This is a genomic window from Streptomyces sp. NPDC050508 (assembly GCF_040655155.1).
GTDB lineage: Bacteria > Actinomycetota > Actinomycetes > Streptomycetales > Streptomycetaceae > Streptomyces.
Genome location: NZ_JBFAJJ010000001.1, coordinates 709,125 through 725,717 on the forward strand (window position 1 = coordinate 709,125; position 16,593 = coordinate 725,717).

The following is a 16,593-nucleotide window of genomic DNA, read 5'->3' on the forward strand; positions in this document are numbered from 1 at the left end:
TGGGGTGCCTGCTTGTGGCACACACCTTCGAAGAACTGGTCGAGAAGCACCGCGCGGCCCAAGCGGCACGCGCCCGGGTCCAGGAGATGCGGGACTCCCTGGGAGCCCCCGCCCACGAATCCTGGACCGAGGCCGAGACCGACATCTACGAGACCGCCTGGCGGGCCTGGCGTGACCTCGCCCGTGACATGCAGGCCGCCGCGGACGAATACGCGAAGGACGAGGGCCTCGACCGGACCGAGGTCGAGGCGGACGTAGCACGAGTGGCGGGTGATTTGTCCGATCCGTCGGGCGACTAGACACCTCATAGCCCCCTCATTGTTGGCCGGTCGTAATAAACGAACATAGGGAGGAACGATGCACGTCCAAAGATGACGCTAAGGTGAAGCGATGAAGGCTCTCGTTCTCTCCGGCGGCACTGGATCCCGCCTGAGGCCGATCACACACACATCGGCAAAACAGCTCGTCCCGGTGGCCAACAAGGCCGTCCTTTTCTACGGGCTCGAATCGCTCGCCGACGCGGGTATCACCGAGGTCGGCATCATCGTCGGTGACACCGCGGCGGAGATCGAGGAGGCGGTGGGTGACGGGTCGAAGTTCGGCCTGAAGATCACCTACATCCCGCAGGACCGTCCCCTCGGACTGGCCCACGCCGTTCTGATCGCGCGCGAGTACCTCGGCGACGACGACTTCGTGATGTACCTCGGTGACAACTTCATCGTCGGCGGCATCACCGGTCTCGTCGAGGGCTTCCAGGCCAACAAGCCCGACGCGCAGATCCTCCTCACCCACGTGCCCGACCCCCGCTCCTTCGGCGTCGCCGAACTCAGCGAATCCGGCCAGGTCATCGGCCTGGAGGAGAAGCCGGAGCACCCCAAGAGCGACCTCGCTCTGGTCGGTGTCTACCTCTTCACGCCCGCCATCCACGACGCCGTACGCGCCATCAAGCCGTCCTGGCGCGGCGAGTTGGAGATCACCCACGCCATCCAGCAGCTGATCGACGACGGCGCCGACGTGCGCTCCTCGGTCATCCACGGCTACTGGAAGGACACGGGCAACGTCGTCGACATGCTTGAGGTCAACCGGACCGTCCTGGAGAGCATGGACCGCCGCATCGACGGCGAGGTGGACGACGTGTCCGAGACCATCGGCCGCGTGGTGATCGAAGAGGGCGCGCGCATCGAGCGCTCGCGCATCGTCGGCCCCGTCATCATCGGGTCCGGAACCGTGGTGAGCGACTCCTACGTCGGCCCCTTCACCTCGGTCGCGGAGAACTGCAGGATCACTGACAGTGAGCTGGAGTTCTCCATAGTGCTGCAGGACTCGTCCATCGCCGGGGTGGGCCGGATCGAGTCCTCGCTCATCGGCAAGCACGTCGAAGTGACCCCCGCTCCGGGGGTACCCAGCGCCCACCGCCTCGTTCTCGGAGACCACAGCAAGGTGCAGATCCGTTCATGAATCTCCTCGTCACCGGCGCCGCCGGATTCATCGGTTCCACGTACGTCCGCACGCTCCTCGCCTCGGACGCGGCTGACGCGCCCCGCATCACGGTGCTGGACAAGCTCACGTACGCCGGCACGCTCGACAACCTGGAAATAGGCCACCCGCGCCTGGAGTTCGTCCAGGGCGACATCTGCGACGCCGAACTGGTCGACAAGCTGATGGCCGAGGCGGACCAGGTCGTCCACTTCGCGGCCGAGTCCCACGTGGACCGCTCGATCAACGGCGCCGCCGACTTCGTCCGCACCAACGTGGTGGGCACTCAGGTCCTGCTGGACGCGGCCCTGCGCTACCGCACCCCGTTCGTGCACATCTCCACCGACGAGGTCTACGGCTCCATCGAGACCGGCTCCTGGCCCGAGACCCACCCGCTGGCGCCGAACTCGCCGTACTCCGCGTCGAAGGCGTCCTCGGACCTGCTCGCCCTGGCCTACCACCGCACCCACGGCCTGGACGTGCGCGTCACCCGCTGCTCGAACAACTACGGGCCGCACCAGTTCCCCGAGAAGGTCATCCCGCTGTTCGTCAGCAACCTCCTCGACGGCAAGAAGGTCCCGCTGTACGGCGAGGGCCTCAACGTCCGTGACTGGCTGCACGTCGAGGACCACTGCCAGGGCATCGAGCTGGTGCGCACCAAGGGCCGCGCCGGCGAGGTCTACAACATCGGCGGCGGCACCGAGCTCAGCAACAAGGAGCTCACCGGTCTGCTGCTTGAGGCCTGCGGCGCGGACTGGGACCGGGTCGAGCGCGTCGAGGACCGCAAGGGCCACGACCTGCGCTACTCCGTCGACTGGTCCAAGATCCACGACGAGCTCGGCTACCAGCCGCAGCACGACTTCGCGAGCGGCCTCGCGGACACCGTCGCCTGGTATCGCGACAACCGCGCCTGGTGGGAGCCGCTCAAGGCCCGGGTGGAGCGCGGCTGATGAAGTGGCTGGTCACCGGTGCCGGCGGGATGCTCGGCCACGATGTGCTGGAGGAACTCGCCCGCCGCGGTGAGCAGTTCGTCGGTCTCGACCGCGCCGCCCTGGACATCACCGACCCCGCGTCGGTGGACCGGGCGTTCGCGGAGCACCACCCCGACGTGGTGGTGAACTGCGCGGCGTACACCGCCGTCGACGACGCCGAGACCGACGAGGAGCGGGCCCTTCGCATCAACGGCGAGGGGCCCCGGCTCCTCGCCCGCGCCTGCGCCGCCTCGGGCGCGCGGCTGGTCCACGTCTCCACCGACTACGTCTTCGACGGCGAGGCCCGCAGCACGCCGTACCCGGAGAATCACCCCACCGCACCCCGCACCGCGTACGGCCGTACCAAACTCGCGGGCGAGCAGGCCGTGTTGGAGGAACTGCCAGGTGCGAGCGCCGTCGTGCGCACGGCTTGGCTGTACGGAGCCTGTGGGGGTAACTTCGTCCGCACGATGATCGAGCTGGAGGCACGTCGGGACACTCTCGACGTCGTCGACGACCAGCGCGGTCAGCCGACCTGGACCGCCGACGTCGCCGTGCGGATCGCCGATCTCGGCGAACGCATCGGTCAAGTCGAAGGCGCGCACGGGGTGTTCCACGCGACCAGCTCCGGTGAGACCAGCTGGCACGGTCTCGCACAGGAGGTGTTCCGGCTCATCGACGCCGACCCGGAGCGTGTCCGCCCCACCACGAGCGCGGCCTTCGTCCGTCCCGCGCCCCGCCCCGCCTACAGCGCCCTCGGGCACGAGCGGTGGCGGGAGGTCGGCCTGGAACCGCCGAGGGACTGGCGGTCCGCCCTGCACGAAGCACTTCCTCACATCCGCAAGGAGATTTCTTCGTGAAACGTCATGAGTTCCTGCGGGGGCTCCACAAGTCAACCGCGAACCGCAACTACCTGGAGATCGGCGTCAACGACGGCCGCAGCCTGACGCTCTCCCGGGTGCCCAGTGTTGCGATCGATCCCGCGTTCAAGGTGGTCACGGAGATCCGCTGTGACGTCCACCTGGCCAAGGCGACCAGTGACGACTTCTTCGCCCGCGACAACCCGCTGGTGCACCTGCGGGGCGGTCGTCACCCGCTGCGTCAACTGGCCCGCAACCGCAGCCCGTTGGGCTGGTGGAAGACCACCACGCTGGACCTGTCGTTCATCGACGGCATGCACCTGTTCGAGTACGCGCTGCGCGACTTCATCAACGTGGAGAAGCACTCGGACTGGGCCAGCGTCATCGTCTTCGACGACATGCTGCCGCGCAGCATCGACGAGGCGGCCCGGGACCGGCACACCGACGCCTGGACCGGTGACGTCTACAAGCTCGTCGAGATCCTCGCCCGCTACCGTCCCGACCTGGTGACGGTCCTGGTCGACACCCAGCCCACCGGGCAGCTTGTCGTCTTCGGCGCGGACCCCAGCAGCACGGTCCTGCAGGACAAGTACGACGAGATCGTCGCCGAGTTCGAGGTCCCGGACCCGCAGAAGGTGCCCGAGGCGATCCTGGAGCGCACCACCGCGGTGAAGCCCGAGGCGTTGCTCGGCGCCGGTTTCTGGGGCCCCCTCGCCAAAGCGCGGGACCGCGGGACCAAGCGGTCCCGCGGCTGGGAGCCCCTGCGCCGCTCGGTGGAGCAGCTCAGCGTCAGTCGCTGAGCTGCCCACTCCGCAGTCGCTCGTAGTAGGCGGAGCAGTCCGCGTAGGACGGAAGAAGTCCTGACTGCTCCGCCTCTGCCAATGTCGGAGCCTCCGCGTCCTTCTCCGACAGCACCGGCTCGAAGCCCTCGGGCCAGACGATGCCCAGCGCGGGGTCGAGCGGGTTGATCCCGTGCTCGCGGCCGGGCGAGTACCCCGTCGAGCACAGGTACACGACCGTCGCGTCGTCGGTCAGGGCCATGAACGCGTGCCCGAGACCCTCCGCGAGGAACACGGCGTGCTTGGTGTCGTCGTCCAGCCGGACGGCCTCCCACTGACCGAACGTGGGAGAGCCGACGCGGATGTCCACGATCACGTCGAGGACGGCGCCGCGCACGCACTTGACGTACTTGGCCTGGCTCGGCGGCACGTCGGAGAAGTGCACTCCGCGCACCACACCGCGCCGCGAGACCGAGCAGTTGGCCTGGGACAGAGCCAGGTCGTACCCGGTGGCCTCGCGGAACTCCTCGCCCCGGTACCACTCGTGGAAACTGCCCCGGTCGTCAGGGAAGACCTTGGGTTCCAGGACCCAGGCGCCTTCAATCCCCAGTGATCGCACGTTCTTCCGTCCTCCATGGCTTGCTCGTGTGGTGCGGTGCTACTTGCTCAGGGCGCGCTTCAGCTTGCGCGCCACCCGGTAGGCCAGCCCCGGCTTGGGCTTGGCGGCCACCGGCTTCGGCGCGGGCTTGGGCTCGGCGGGCTTGGCCTTCGGCGCCGCCTCGACCCGGATGCCACCGGCGTCACCGGTCAGCCGGACCGGCAGTGTCAGGAAGCGCTGCCCGGTGGTGGCCGGCGTCAGGCACACCGAGGCGTTCCACGCCGCGTCCTTCAGGTCGGCGGCCGGCACCTCGGCGGCCAGCCGTGCGCCGGAGGACTCGGGGGAGACCACACCGGGCACGTCCAGGGTCGTACCGGACGACTTGTGGGTCAGACGCAGCAGTACGTCGGTGGTACCGGAGACGTAGAAGGGGAGCAGGACGCCGACGCGGGCGCCGGTGACCGTGAAGTCGTCGGGCTTGAGGTCGGCGAGGCCGAGGCGCTTGCTCGCCTTGTCGACGTCCAGGGAGAAGTTGCCGTGCGGCTCCGTGTAGTACGGGAGCATGACCTGGCCGGCGACGACACCGGCGTGCCCGGCGTTCTCGCCGTGCTGCGGGACCGGGCCGAGGCGGCACTCCTTGTTCCAGGAGCCGATGGCGACGCGGACGTAGGTGTCCCAGAGGCCGCTGCCCAGCGGGGCGCCGCCGGCCGCGGTGGCGGGGTCGACGGTGGCCGTGGCGTGCAGCACCAGGCGGACGCCGGTTCCGTCGGCGACTGTCTCGTGCGAGATCTGCACGGGCTGGAAGTGCGCGGCGGCGCTGGTGCGTTCGCGGACGACGAGGTCGGCCGTCGCCTTCTTGAAGTTGGCGGTGGCGTCGGCCGTCAGCATGGCGGTCGCCTCGGCGAGGGTCTTCGGCTCCGGGTGCTTGGGAGCGGGGGCGCCCTTGGCCTCGAAGATCGCCGGCTTGCCGTCGATGACGAACTCGGCCTGGTAGTGGACCAGCAGCTTGCCGTCGCGCCACTCGATCTCGCCCGGGACCGCGGTCGGCTTGAGGGCGGCCTCCCACTTGGCGAGTTCGACGAGGTCGTCGTAGCGGTCGGCGGCGGCGAGGGCGGCGACGACCCGCAGGCGCGGGCCGAGACCGGCCGCGACGCCGGGGCCGAAGCGCTCGGTCATGACACCGCGGATCTCCTTGAGGAGCTGCCGGCGGTAGTCGTCGGGGGCCTTGAGCAGCCGGCCGCCGCCGAGGCGCTCCGTCATCTCCACGCGCAGCCAGCGGCGGAAGATCTTGTCGCGGGCCGGACCCGGCTCGGTGTACTTCTCGACGACGTCGAGGGCCTCGCGCAGGTTCTTGAAGTAGCCGACGGGGTCGAAGCGCTGGAAGCCGGCGTTCGAGGCGTCCTCGCGCTTGATGTGGTAGTAGCAGACGTAGTCGCTGAGCACGGCGACGTTGTCCGCGGCGAGGTAGGCCTCCGTCACGAAGACGTGGTCCTCCAGGCGGCGACGTCCCTCGGGGAACCGCAGGTTGATGCGGTCGAGGAACGCGCGGCGGAGCATCTTGTGCGGGGTGAGGCTGTCCATCAGCGGCGCGGTCTCGACCGACGCGTGCGGATAGTTCTTGCGGAACAGCTCCACGGGTACGCCGCGGCCCTTGCCGGCCATCTTGCCGACGATGACGTCGGCGCCGTTGGCCACGCCGTACTCGTACATCCGCTCCAGGGCCTCGTCGCCGAGGTAGTCGTCGTTGTCGACGAACATGACGAACTCGCCCTTGGAGGCGGCGATGCCGACGTTGCGGGGCTTGCCCGACCAGCCGGACGCCTCCTGGTGGATGACGTGCATGTGGGGGTGCTCGGCGGCGATCTCGTCGAGCCGCGCGGGCGTGCCGTCCGTCGAGCCGTCGTCGACGAAGATCGCCTCGTACTCGTCGTTAGGCAGGGACTGCCTGAGGAGAGAGGAGATGCAATCCTCGATATAAGGCCCTGGGTTGTACACAGGGACGACGACACTGACCTTGACCGACATCCGGCTTCTAGCCCCCTTGTTTGCGCTGACCGTCACCCGTTGCGGAACGGCGCGAGTGGGGTGATGCTAACCCGGTCTGTCTCGATGCCGCCCATTGGGCCGGTGTTGGGCAACGGTTAACCCGCCATGGACGGACGTCAGCTCACGTGGTGGGTCTTGGTAAGAAGTTCCAGGATTTCGGCCGACGTGCCCGTTTCGCCCAGACGCGGGAAGATCCGCTCGATGCTGTGGGCGTGCGAGACGGTGTCCAGGTCGCTCATCGCGTCCGTGGCCAGGGTCACGTGGTAGCCGTGCTCGTGGGCGGCGCGGGCGGTGGACTCGACGCCGATGCTCGTGGCGATGCCGGTCAGCACGATCTGCGTGACCCCGCGGCGGCGCAGCTGTACGTCGAGGTCGGTGCCGTGGAAGGCACCCCAGTTCCGCTTGACGACCTGGATGTCGCCGGGGTGCCCGGCCAGCTCGTCGACGATGACGTCCCAGCCCTCGGGGCGGGCCGCGCCGCCGGGCCGCTGCTGCTCGTTGCGGCCGGGGACCGCGTCCGCGCCGTCGGCGGCGAAGGTGACCCGGACCAGGACCACGGGGAGGTCGGCGGCGCGGAAGGCGTCGGCGAGTTCGACGGTACGGGCGACGACCTCGGGCCCGCTGTACGGCTGGGTCGGGGCGCCGACGATGCCGCCCTGGAGGTCGATCACGACGAGGGCGGTGCGCGGGTCGAGGGTGGTGAGTGCCATGGGGCAGGCCTTTCAAGGGTGTTGGGGATTCCTGGAATGTCAGGCGGCTTGGGGGGTGAGGGTGCGCAGGGAACGGTCGGGCAGGGTGATCGCCAGGAGCAGCGCCGAGCCGACGGCCATGAACAGGGCCAGGTCGTGCAGTCCCGGGGTGTCGGCGCGGTGCGGGAAGAAGGCCGCGGTGGCTGCCGACGCGGCCAGCGCGCCGAGGTACATGAAGGTGCGGAGCAGTCCGGCGGCGGACGCGATGCGCGCGGGCTCGGCCTGTCGGTACAGGGCGTTCTGCCCGGCCAGACCGAGCAGGCCCTGAGGTATGCCCAGCACGGCGCCGACGGCGAGCAGCAGCCAGACCGGACTGTCGGAGCCGACCAGGAACAACCCGGCACAGCCCACGACCTGGATGGCGCTGCCGACGAGCAGCTTGACGCGGACCGCCTCGCGGCGCCCGGTGAGGGTGGAGACACCGAGGGCGGTGGCCGACAGGGGCAGCAGGATGAGTCCGGCGGCGGATGCGCGCAGCCCGCGCCCCTCCTCCAGCCACTGCGTGTAGCCGTAGAGGAAGGCGTACGAGGTGGTGTAGCCGAGGAACTGGCGGATGTACGTGGTCACCAGGGGGAGGTTGCCGCCGAGGACGCGCAGGTCGACGAAGGGTTCCGGGACGCGGAGTTCGCGTTTCGCGAAGGCGACGGCCGCGGCGGCGCTGAGGACCGGGAGGTACCACTCGGAGAGCTTGGGGGCGGTCAGGAACATCATCAGCGAGACCAGCATGACGGCGAACAGGAGCATGCCGGGCGGGTCGACATCGCGCCGGGTGCCCGCCGTGTCCTTGTCCTTGCTCATCCTCGGCAGTCGTAGGGCGCCGAGGATGAGGCAGGCCACGGACAGCGGCACGTTGACGGTGAAGATGGCGCGCCAGCCGCCGACGCCGATCAGGAAGCCGCCGAGCGTGGGCCCGATTACCGACACCGTCTGGGCGGAGACGGCCAGCGCGGTGAGGACGCCGGCGGGGCTGTCCTTGCCGGTGCGCTCCGCCTCGCTGCGGGTCAGCTGCATCGCGGCCGGATACGCGGCCGAGGTGCCGAACCCGAGCAGGACCCGGGCGGAGATCAGCACGCCGAGCGACGGCGCGAGGGCGCCCATGACTCCGGCGATGCCGACCAGGGCCGTACCGATGAGATAGAGGCGGCGGGGCCCGTACATGTCGACGAGCCGCCCGATGACCGGCTGGCCCACGGCCGTGGCGAGATAGAGCGCCGAGACCAGCCAGACCGTCTGCGAGGGCGGCGCCCCGAACGCGATGCCGATGGGCACGAGGGCCACGGCGATCATCGAGGAGTTGATCGGGTTCAGTACGGAGCCGAGGACCATCGGCGCGATCAGGCGCCGGTCGAAGCCGTTCGGTGCGGGACGCGTGGTCCCTCGTGCCTGGGTGAGCCTCGGTATCACTGCTCGGACAGCCGTTCCATCAAGGCCAGCGCGTCGAGAATCGTCCGCCGTTCCTGCTCGGTGTACCGGTCCTCGAAGGCGCGCGCGAGCCATTCCTCGCGGACCTGCCGGTTGTCCTCGATGCGCTCGCGGCCGGCTTCGGTGAGGGTGACGAGTTGTCTACGGCCGTCCTCGGGGTCGGGGCTGCGCCGGATCAGCGCGTGCTGGTCGAGGGCGGCGAGGGTGGCGGCCATCGACTGCGGCCTGACCCCCTCGGCGGACGCCAGAGCACTGGCCGTGGCCGCGCCGTGCTTGCCGACGAGCGTGAGCGCCGACTCCTGCGACGGGGTGAGGTCCTCGTCCGCCGCGACCTCACGCAGTCTGCGCCGCAGTCGACTGAACACCACCCGCAGGTCGCGCGCGGAGCGGGCAGCGGAGTCGGAGATGCCCGCGGATGTCTCGGTCGGCTTGTGATCCACGTCCTTACCGTATGACTCTCAGGTGAAACTGTCCAGGTGAAACTGAACAGTTTCACCTGAAGATCTGCGGCCCCTAGGCTGAGGCCGTGCGTCTGCTGCTGATGTCCGACACCCATCTCCCCAAGCGCGCCAAGGAACTGCCCGCGCAGCTCCTCGCCGAACTCCCGCGCGCCGACGTCGTGTTCCACGCCGGCGACTGGGTCGACACCGCGACCCTCGACCTGCTGGAGAGCCGCAGCCGCCGGTTCGTCGGTGTGTACGGCAACAACGACGGGCCCGAGCTACGGGCCCGGCTCCCCGAGGTGGCGTACGCGGAGCTGGGCGGCCTGCGCTTCGGCGCCGTGCACGAGACGGGCCCCGCCCAGGGCCGCGAGGCGCGCTGCGCGGCCCGGTTCCCCGACCTGGACGTGCTGGTCTTCGGACACAGTCACATCCCCTGGGACACCACGGCCCCGACCGGCCTGCGCCTGCTCAACCCGGGTTCCCCGACCGACCGCCGACGCCAGCCGTACTGCACGTACATGACGGCGACGGTCGACGACGGCGCCCTGACGGACGTCGAACTGCACCGACTGCCGCCGAGGTGACGCACTGATCACCTGACGGCGCCCGATTCACCCCGACGGTGCCCGATGGATCGCCCCCGCCGTCGCCGTCAACGGCACCCCCGTGCCGCCCCACCGCAGCGCGACGATCTCGGCGGCCACGGACACGGCCACCTCCTCGGGCGTCCGGGCACCGAGGTCCAGGCCGACCGGTGAGCGCAGGCGGGCCAACTCGCCCTCGCTCAGGCTGGATTCGAGCAGCCGCCGCATACGTTCGTCGTGCGTACGGCGGCTGCCCATCGCCCCGATGTACGCGGCCGGCCGGCGCAGCGCCTCCTCCAGCAGCGGCACGTCGAACTTCGGGTCGTGGGTCAGGACGCAGATCACCGTGCGTTCGTCGGTGTCCGTGCCGTGCAGATAACGGTGCGGCCAGTCCACGACCACCTCCACGCCCGCCGGGAAGCGCTTCGGTGTGGCGAACACCGGGCGGGCGTCGCACACAGTGACCCGGTAACCGAGGAAGTCGCCGATCCGGGCCACCGCCGCCGCGTAGTCGATCGCGCCGAAGACCAGCATCCGGGGCGGTGGCGCGAAGGAGTGCAGGAACACGGTGACAGAGTCCTCGCGCCGCTCGCCGCGCGGCCCATAGTGCCGCAACCCCGTTGCACCGAGGGCGAGTTCACCCCGGGCGTCGGCGGTGACCGCCACGTCCAGGCCGGTCGAGCCGAGAGTGCCGCCCACCCTGCCGGGCCATACGGCGAGTGTGGCTCCGCGCGGTGCCGGACCGTCGGTCACCGTCGCCACGGTCACCGGCTCACCCGCGGCGACCGAACGCGCGACCGCCCCGAACGTGGGATCGGCCTCCGGCGTGACGGGCCGGACCAGCACCGTGACCTCTCCGCCGCAGGTCAGCCCGACCGCGAAGGCGTCCTCGTCGCTGTACCCGAAGGTCTCAAGGCGCGCCTCGCCGCTCGCCACGACCTCCCGCGCCAGCTCGAAGACCGCCCCCTCCACACAGCCGCCGGACACACTGCCCACGACCTCGTCGTCGGGGCCCACGGCCATCGCCGCACCGGGGTCGCGCGGCGCGCTGCGGCTGACCGCGACCACCGTGGCCAGGCCGAACGGGGTGCGTGCGGCGTACCAGCCGCTCAGCACCGGGAGAAGGTCACGCATGCTCGGCTCCTGTCGCCACCACCGCCGCCGCCGCCGGACGCGGCAAGCGTCGCATCCGGTGCACGAGAGGAACCGGACCGCCACGGACGTTAATCCGTTGGCGTCGCTCCGGCCGTTCTGCTGCACTTGCCCGTGACGAGTCACCGACGACCGAGGAGCACTGAGATGCGCGCACCCTTCATGTCCGCCCAGGAAGGAAGGCCCCCCTCATCAAAGGACATGACACCAGGTGCACTTGCTCAACCTCGGGATTCTCGCGCACGTAGACGCAGGTAAGACCAGCCTGACCGAGCGCCTCCTGCACTCGGCCGGTGTGATCGACGAGATCGGCAGCGTCGACGACGGGAACACCCGCACCGACACCCTCGCGCTGGAACGGCAGCGCGGTATCACCATCAAGTCGGCCGTCGTCTCCTTCCCGATCGACGACGTGACCGTCAACCTCATCGACACCCCCGGCCACCCGGACTTCATCGCCGAGGTGGAGCGCGTGCTCGGCGTGCTCGACGGCGCGGTACTCGTCGTCTCCGCCGTCGAAGGCGTGCAGCCGCAGACCCGCATCCTGATGCGCACTCTCCAGCGGCTGCGCATCCCCACGCTCCTCTTCGTCAACAAGATCGACCGACGCGGAGCACGCTACGACGACCTCCTGTCGGCGATCTCCGAACGGCTCAGGGCGGCCGTCGTGCCCATGGGCTCGGTCGAGGGAATCGGTACCCGCGAGGCCCGTTTCCTGCCGGGACTCGGTCCGGGCGCACCCGCGGTCCTCGCCGAGCACGACGACGAACTGCTCACCGCGTACGTCGAGAACACCGTGTCCCACGACCTCCTGCGCAGCGCCCTCGCCGCACAGACCCGCCAAGCCCTCGTGCACCCCGTCTTCTTCGGCTCCGCCATCACCGGCGCCGGCGTCGACGCGCTGATCACCGGCATCAAGGAACTGCTCCCCGCAGCCGAGGGCGACCCCCAAGGCCCGCTCTCCGGCTCGGTGTTCAAGGTCGAGCGCGGCCTCGGGGGGGAGAAGATCGCCTACGCGCGCATGTTCTCCGGCACCCTCCGCACCCGCGACCGGATCACCTTCGGCGACGCGGGGGAGGAGGGCAAGGTCACCTCGGTCAGCGTTTTCGACCACGGTACGGATGTCGAGTGCGACTCCGTTCCGGCGGGCCGGATCGGCAGGCTGCGGGGACTCGGCGAGATCAGGATCGGGGACTCAATTGGCGTACCGAGGAAGGCGGTTGAGCACTTCTTCGCGCCGCCGACCCTCGAAACCGTCGTCGTCCCTGGCCCGGACGCCGACCGGCGGGCCCTGCACCTCGCGCTCACCCGACTCGCCGAACAGGACCCGCTGATCGGCCTTCGCCACGACGAGGTGCGCCAGGAGACCGCGGTATCCCTCTACGGCGAGGTCCAGAAGGAGGTCATCCAGGCCACGCTCGCCGACGAGTTCGGGGTACACGTCACCTTCCGCGAGACGACTCCGCTGTGCATCGAGCGGCCGGTCGGCACGGGCGCGGCGGTCGAGTTCAACAAGAAGGACCCGAACCCGTTCCTCGCCACGGTCGGCCTGCGCGTCGAACCGGGCCCGGTCGGCTCGGGCGTGCGGTTCGGCCTGGAGGTGGAGTTGGGCGCGATGCCGTACGCCTTCTTCAAGGCTGTCGAGGACAGCGTGCGCGAGACGCTCGGGCAGGGGCTGCACGGCTGGCGGGTCACCGACTGCGCGGTCACCATGACGCACTCCGGCTACTCGCCCCGGCAGAGCCACGCCCACCAGGGCTTCGACAAGAGCATGTCGAGCACCGGGGCCGACTTCCGCGGGCTGACCCCGCTGGTCCTCGTCGAGGCGCTGCGGCGGGCGGGGAGCCAGGTGTACGAGCCGATGCACCGGTTCCGCGTCGAGGCGCCGTCGGACACCCTCGCCGCCCTGCTGCCGGTCCTCGGCGCGCTGCGTGCCGTACCGGGGACCACCGAGACGCAGGGGGCGCTCTGTGTGCTGGAGGGGGTGGTACCGGCGGCCCAAGTGCATGGACTGGAGCGGCAGTTGCCGGGGCCGACGCGAGGGGAGGGCGAGTGGGAGAGCGCCTTCGACCACTACGCGCCCGTCGCGCACGGCACCGTTCCGGAGCGGGCGCGCACCGACCACAACCCGCTGAACCGGAAGGAGTACCTGTTGAACGTGACACGTCGGGTGGCCTGAAATGTGTCAACAGGGCGTCCAGAGCGCAGACTTACTCATGAGTCAGAAGTGTTGACAGTGTCCGGAAATCACCGGACTGTAGTGGACATGACGAATATCCGGGCGCGTTTGATCGTTGTCCTGGTTGTCCTCTGCGGATTCCTGTCGGTGGTGGGCGCCTCGCCCGCCACCGCCGCCACCCCAACCGACTCCCTCTGGTTCGACGGCTCGGCGCTGACCGTCCAGAACGGCAGCTTCGTGGACAGCTACGGCCGCCAGGTCGTGCTGCGCGGCTACAACGTCTCCGGTGAGACCAAACTGGCGGAGAACGACGGTCTCCCCTTCGCCTCGGTCGCCGACGCGAAGAAGTCCGCGACCGCGCTGCGCGCCCTCGGCGGCGGCAACTCGGTCCGCTTCCTGCTCTCCTGGGCTTACGCCGAACCCGTACGCGGCCAGGTCGACACCACCTACCTGGCCGCCGCCACCGCCCAGATGCAGGCGTTCCTCGACGCCGGCATCCGCGTCTACCCCGACTTCCACCAGGATCTCTACTCCAAGTACCTGTTCAACAGCGGCAGTTGGTACACCGGCGACGGCGCCCCCAAGTGGGCCGTGGCGCTGGGGAGTTACCCGCAGGAGTCCTGCGGCATCTGCCTCTTCTGGGGGCAGAACATCACCCAGAACGCGGCCGTGACCGAGGCGCAGTACGACTTCTGGCACAACAACTACGGCGTCCAGGACTCGTTCCTCGTCACCGCGCAGTCGACGATGACGTACATCCAACAGCACCTCACCACCGACGAGTTCGCGGGTGTCGTCGGCTTCGACCCGTACAACGAGCCCTTCGCCGGCACCTACGACTCCGGCCAGACCAGCCGCACTTGGGAGCAGAACCTGCTCTGGCCGTTCTACGTGAAGTTCCGGGCCAGGATGGACGCGGCCGGCTGGACTGCCAAGCCCGCCCTCGTCGAGCCGAACCTCTTCTGGAACTCCAACATCTCCAGCCAGGTGCAGGAGGGAGGGCTCCTCGACGCGGGCACGCTCGGGTCGCGCTACGTCTTCAACACCCACTTCTACGACCAGAAGGCGATCTCCGGCATCCTGATGTGGGGCAACGCGGCCGACGGTCAGTACTCGACCGACTTCGGCACCGTCCGTGACCGGGCCACCGCGGCAGGCACCGCCGCTATCGTCAGCGAGTTCGGGCATCCCCTGTCCGGCTCGGTCTCGGGCAAGGCGCCGACCGTGCTCAAAGCGATGTACCAGGCCCTCGACTCCCGCTTGCCGGGCGCCAGTTGGTGGTCCAACCCGGCCGGCTCCGGCCCGGTCCTGTCCGGCACGCAGTGGCAGTGGGACATCTACAACGGCCGCCACAGCGAGCTGATGAACGACAACCCCGACAAGGTGCTCACCTCCGGCGACGCGTGGAACGACGAGGACCTCTCGGCCGTCAACATGACCGACTCCGGAACGGTGACACTCCGTCAGGACGCGCGCCTGCTCGACCGGATCTACCCGAGTGCGACCGCCGGCACCACGGTCGCGTTCACCTACGAGGACCGCTCCCGCGACGGCTCCACGACTCTGACCTGGAACCCGGTCCCCAGCACCCTCCCGAACGTGTCCTCGCTGGTCGGCTCCGGCCAGTACGGCCTGCTGATGTGGCGTTCCAACAGCTCCACGGCCCCGACCGAACTCCACCTCCCGGCGTCCTTCCCGGCCGCGTCCACGACCGTGGTCTCCGACCTGGGAGCGGTCTCGGGGGTCCCGGCGTACACGACATCCACCCCGATCGGCTACGCCAACGAACCGGGCGGCACCGGCAGCCACCGCCTCCTGCTCTCCGCGTCCGGCTCGGGCACCCTGCACTACGCCCTGATCACCAACGGCGCGTCGAGCCCCTCCTCGACGCTGCTGAGCGCGGCCAAGTCCGAACTGGCCACGTGGGCGGCATCGCACAGCTGACACACGCAACGGCACCGGTCCCCTCGGGGGCCGGTGCCGTTGACGGTCGCTCAACTCGCGGACGGGCTCGTCCAGTCGGCCTGCACATGACCGAGTCGTACGCGCTGCGGATGGTCGCCCACCGGAACGGAGAGCACCTTCTCACCGGTGGCGAAGTCGATGGCCGTCACCTGGTCGGCACCGGCCTCCGAGATGATGCAGTCCTTGCCGTCACCGCTCACGGTTGCCCAGTACGGCGTGGACGCCGTGACGAGCGGGCCCTCCTGCAGGGTGGACCGGTCCACGATCGTCGCGTAGTTGTCCATCGTCCCGGCGACGCACAGCTTGGTGCCCTCGGGGTTCATCGAGATGCCGTGATGACGTGAGTCGAGCAGCCAGGTGGTGCGGTCCGTGCTGGTCGCGGGGTTCGCCGGGAGCGTCTTCACGCGGGTAATCTTGTCGGTGGCGACGTCGTACTCCAGGAAGCCGTTGAAGAACGACACCTGGAAGTACAGCTTGGACCAGTCCGGCGTGAAGGCGGCGGGGCGGACCGCGTCGGAGAAGTTCGTGAGGCCGATCGCGTCCAGCCGGTCCCGCATGTCGATGATCTTGACCTGCTTGAACGTGGTGGCGTCGACGACGGTGATGTGCCGGTCGCCCTTGGTCCAGTCCCAGGCCGGATCGTCGAGTGAGGTGGTGACCTCGCCGATCGACATGTTCCAGATGTACTTGCCGCCGTTGGTGAAGAAGTTCTCGTGCGGCTTGTCGCCGGTGGCGAACTCGCCCAGTTCGGCGCCGGTGTTGATGTCCAGCACCTGCACCTTGTTGGCGGTCGAGGCGGAGACCGCGACGCGCGTGCCGTCCGGGGAGACCGCCATGTGGTCGGCGCGGTAACCGGCCACGGGGAAACGCCAGTTGATGGTGTCGGTGGCGAGGTTGATCGACACCACGTCGGCGAAGCTGGGGCGGGAGACGACGACGGACTTGCCGTCCGGCGTGGAGTACATGTCGTCCACGTACTGGTCGTGTCCCTGTCCGACCTCGTTGTGGATGGACGTGTAGTAGATCCACTTGATCGGGTCGGCGTTGATCTCCGCCAGTCGCGCCGCCTTGTCGGGGACGATGTTGATCTCCCCGATCTTCGCGAAGTCGCCGGTGGACTTGATGACGTCCGCGGTGCCGTCCCAGTTGTTGCCCACGAACAGCACCTCGCGCAGAGCGGCGGAGGAGTCGGCGGTGGCGGCCGTCGCGGGAGCGGCCACGGTCAGGACGAGGGCGGCGGCCATGGAGCAAAGGTGCCTGGGTCTGAAGGCAGGCATGACTGCTCTCTTCTGTGAGGTGGGGGGCGTGCCCGGTCGCGTGAAGAAATCTGAACACGCGGGAATTCAGAGTGAACTTACTGAAAAGTAAG

At 69.3% G+C, this 16,593-nt stretch carries 15 protein-coding genes; 8 read left to right on the forward strand and 7 right to left on the reverse strand.

The genetic code is table 11. The annotated features are described in order from the left end of the window. Nucleotides 1-14 precede the first annotated feature (14 nt). The 5 genes from AB0I69_RS03185 (at nucleotide 15) to AB0I69_RS03205 (ending at nucleotide 4,107) form a co-directional block, all read left to right on the forward strand. Entirely contained in the window at nucleotides 15-299 is a 285-nt protein-coding gene (locus tag AB0I69_RS03185) for a hypothetical protein (RefSeq protein ID WP_363093764.1), read from the forward strand. Between the two features lie 91 nt (nucleotides 300-390). Beyond that, entirely contained in the window at nucleotides 391-1,458 is a 1,068-nt protein-coding gene (locus tag AB0I69_RS03190) for a glucose-1-phosphate thymidylyltransferase (RefSeq protein ID WP_363093765.1), read from the forward strand. Next, complete coding sequence (gene rfbB, locus AB0I69_RS03195) at nucleotides 1,455-2,426, forward strand: dTDP-glucose 4,6-dehydratase (RefSeq protein WP_019057837.1); 972 nt, start codon at nucleotides 1,455-1,457, stop codon at nucleotides 2,424-2,426. The genes AB0I69_RS03190 and rfbB overlap by 4 nt, the downstream gene beginning before the upstream one ends. Continuing rightward, complete coding sequence (gene rfbD, locus AB0I69_RS03200) at nucleotides 2,426-3,307, forward strand: dTDP-4-dehydrorhamnose reductase (RefSeq protein WP_363093766.1); 882 nt, start codon at nucleotides 2,426-2,428, stop codon at nucleotides 3,305-3,307. The genes rfbB and rfbD overlap by 1 nt, the downstream gene beginning before the upstream one ends. Beyond that, complete coding sequence (locus AB0I69_RS03205; protein ID WP_363093767.1) at nucleotides 3,304-4,107, forward strand: class I SAM-dependent methyltransferase; 804 nt, start codon at nucleotides 3,304-3,306, stop codon at nucleotides 4,105-4,107. The genes rfbD and AB0I69_RS03205 overlap by 4 nt, the downstream gene beginning before the upstream one ends. Here the strand turns inward: AB0I69_RS03205 and rfbC are convergent. The 5 genes from rfbC to AB0I69_RS03230 form a co-directional block, all read right to left on the reverse strand. Next, on the reverse strand, nucleotides 4,097-4,705 hold the full coding sequence (gene rfbC, locus AB0I69_RS03210) for a dTDP-4-dehydrorhamnose 3,5-epimerase (RefSeq protein WP_363093769.1): 609 nt from the start codon (nucleotides 4,703-4,705) through the stop codon (nucleotides 4,097-4,099). The two genes, AB0I69_RS03205 and rfbC, sit on opposite strands and share 11 nt — an antisense overlap. 39 nt (nucleotides 4,706-4,744) lie before the next feature. Further along, on the reverse strand, nucleotides 4,745-6,709 hold the full coding sequence (locus AB0I69_RS03215) for a glycosyltransferase family A protein (RefSeq protein ID WP_363093771.1): 1,965 nt from the start codon (nucleotides 6,707-6,709) through the stop codon (nucleotides 4,745-4,747). 137 nt (nucleotides 6,710-6,846) lie between these two features. Continuing rightward, entirely contained in the window at nucleotides 6,847-7,440 is a 594-nt protein-coding gene (locus tag AB0I69_RS03220; protein ID WP_363093772.1) for a hydrolase, read from the reverse strand. Between the two features lie 39 nt (nucleotides 7,441-7,479). After that, on the reverse strand, nucleotides 7,480-8,883 hold the full coding sequence (locus AB0I69_RS03225) for an MFS transporter (RefSeq protein WP_363093773.1): 1,404 nt from the start codon (nucleotides 8,881-8,883) through the stop codon (nucleotides 7,480-7,482). Continuing rightward, nucleotides 8,880-9,341 (reverse strand): MarR family transcriptional regulator, encoded by a 462-nt coding sequence (locus AB0I69_RS03230; protein WP_363093774.1) that lies wholly within the window; start codon nucleotides 9,339-9,341, stop codon nucleotides 8,880-8,882. Before AB0I69_RS03230 ends, AB0I69_RS03225 begins: the two co-directional genes overlap by 4 nt. An 86-nt stretch (nucleotides 9,342-9,427) precedes the next feature. On the opposite strand from AB0I69_RS03230, the gene AB0I69_RS03235 reads away from it, so the two are divergent. Further along, nucleotides 9,428-9,928: a metallophosphoesterase gene (locus tag AB0I69_RS03235; RefSeq protein WP_363093775.1), complete on the forward strand. Its 501-nt coding sequence runs from the start codon at nucleotides 9,428-9,430 to the stop codon at nucleotides 9,926-9,928. 27 nt (nucleotides 9,929-9,955) lie between these two features. Here AB0I69_RS03235 and AB0I69_RS03240 read toward each other — a convergent pair whose 3' ends face one another. After that, the gene (locus tag AB0I69_RS03240) at nucleotides 9,956-11,062 is read right to left on the reverse strand and encodes an XdhC family protein (RefSeq protein ID WP_363093776.1); all 1,107 of its coding nucleotides are present in this window, start codon (nucleotides 11,060-11,062) and stop codon (nucleotides 9,956-9,958) included. Nucleotides 11,063-11,291: 229 nt separating this feature from the next. Here AB0I69_RS03240 and AB0I69_RS03245 point away from each other — a divergent pair, with 229 nt between their 5' ends. Next, a complete protein-coding gene (locus AB0I69_RS03245; protein ID WP_363093777.1) occupies nucleotides 11,292-13,259 on the forward strand; it encodes a translation factor GTPase family protein in 1,968 nt (655 codons plus the stop codon). 87 nt (nucleotides 13,260-13,346) lie between these two features. Next, complete coding sequence (locus tag AB0I69_RS03250; RefSeq protein WP_363093778.1) at nucleotides 13,347-15,203, forward strand: cellulase family glycosylhydrolase; 1,857 nt, start codon at nucleotides 13,347-13,349, stop codon at nucleotides 15,201-15,203. Between the two features lie 50 nt (nucleotides 15,204-15,253). Here AB0I69_RS03250 and AB0I69_RS03255 read toward each other — a convergent pair whose 3' ends face one another. Beyond that, a complete protein-coding gene (locus tag AB0I69_RS03255) occupies nucleotides 15,254-16,501 on the reverse strand; it encodes a YncE family protein (protein ID WP_363093779.1) in 1,248 nt (415 codons plus the stop codon). Nucleotides 16,502-16,593 lie beyond the last annotated feature (92 nt).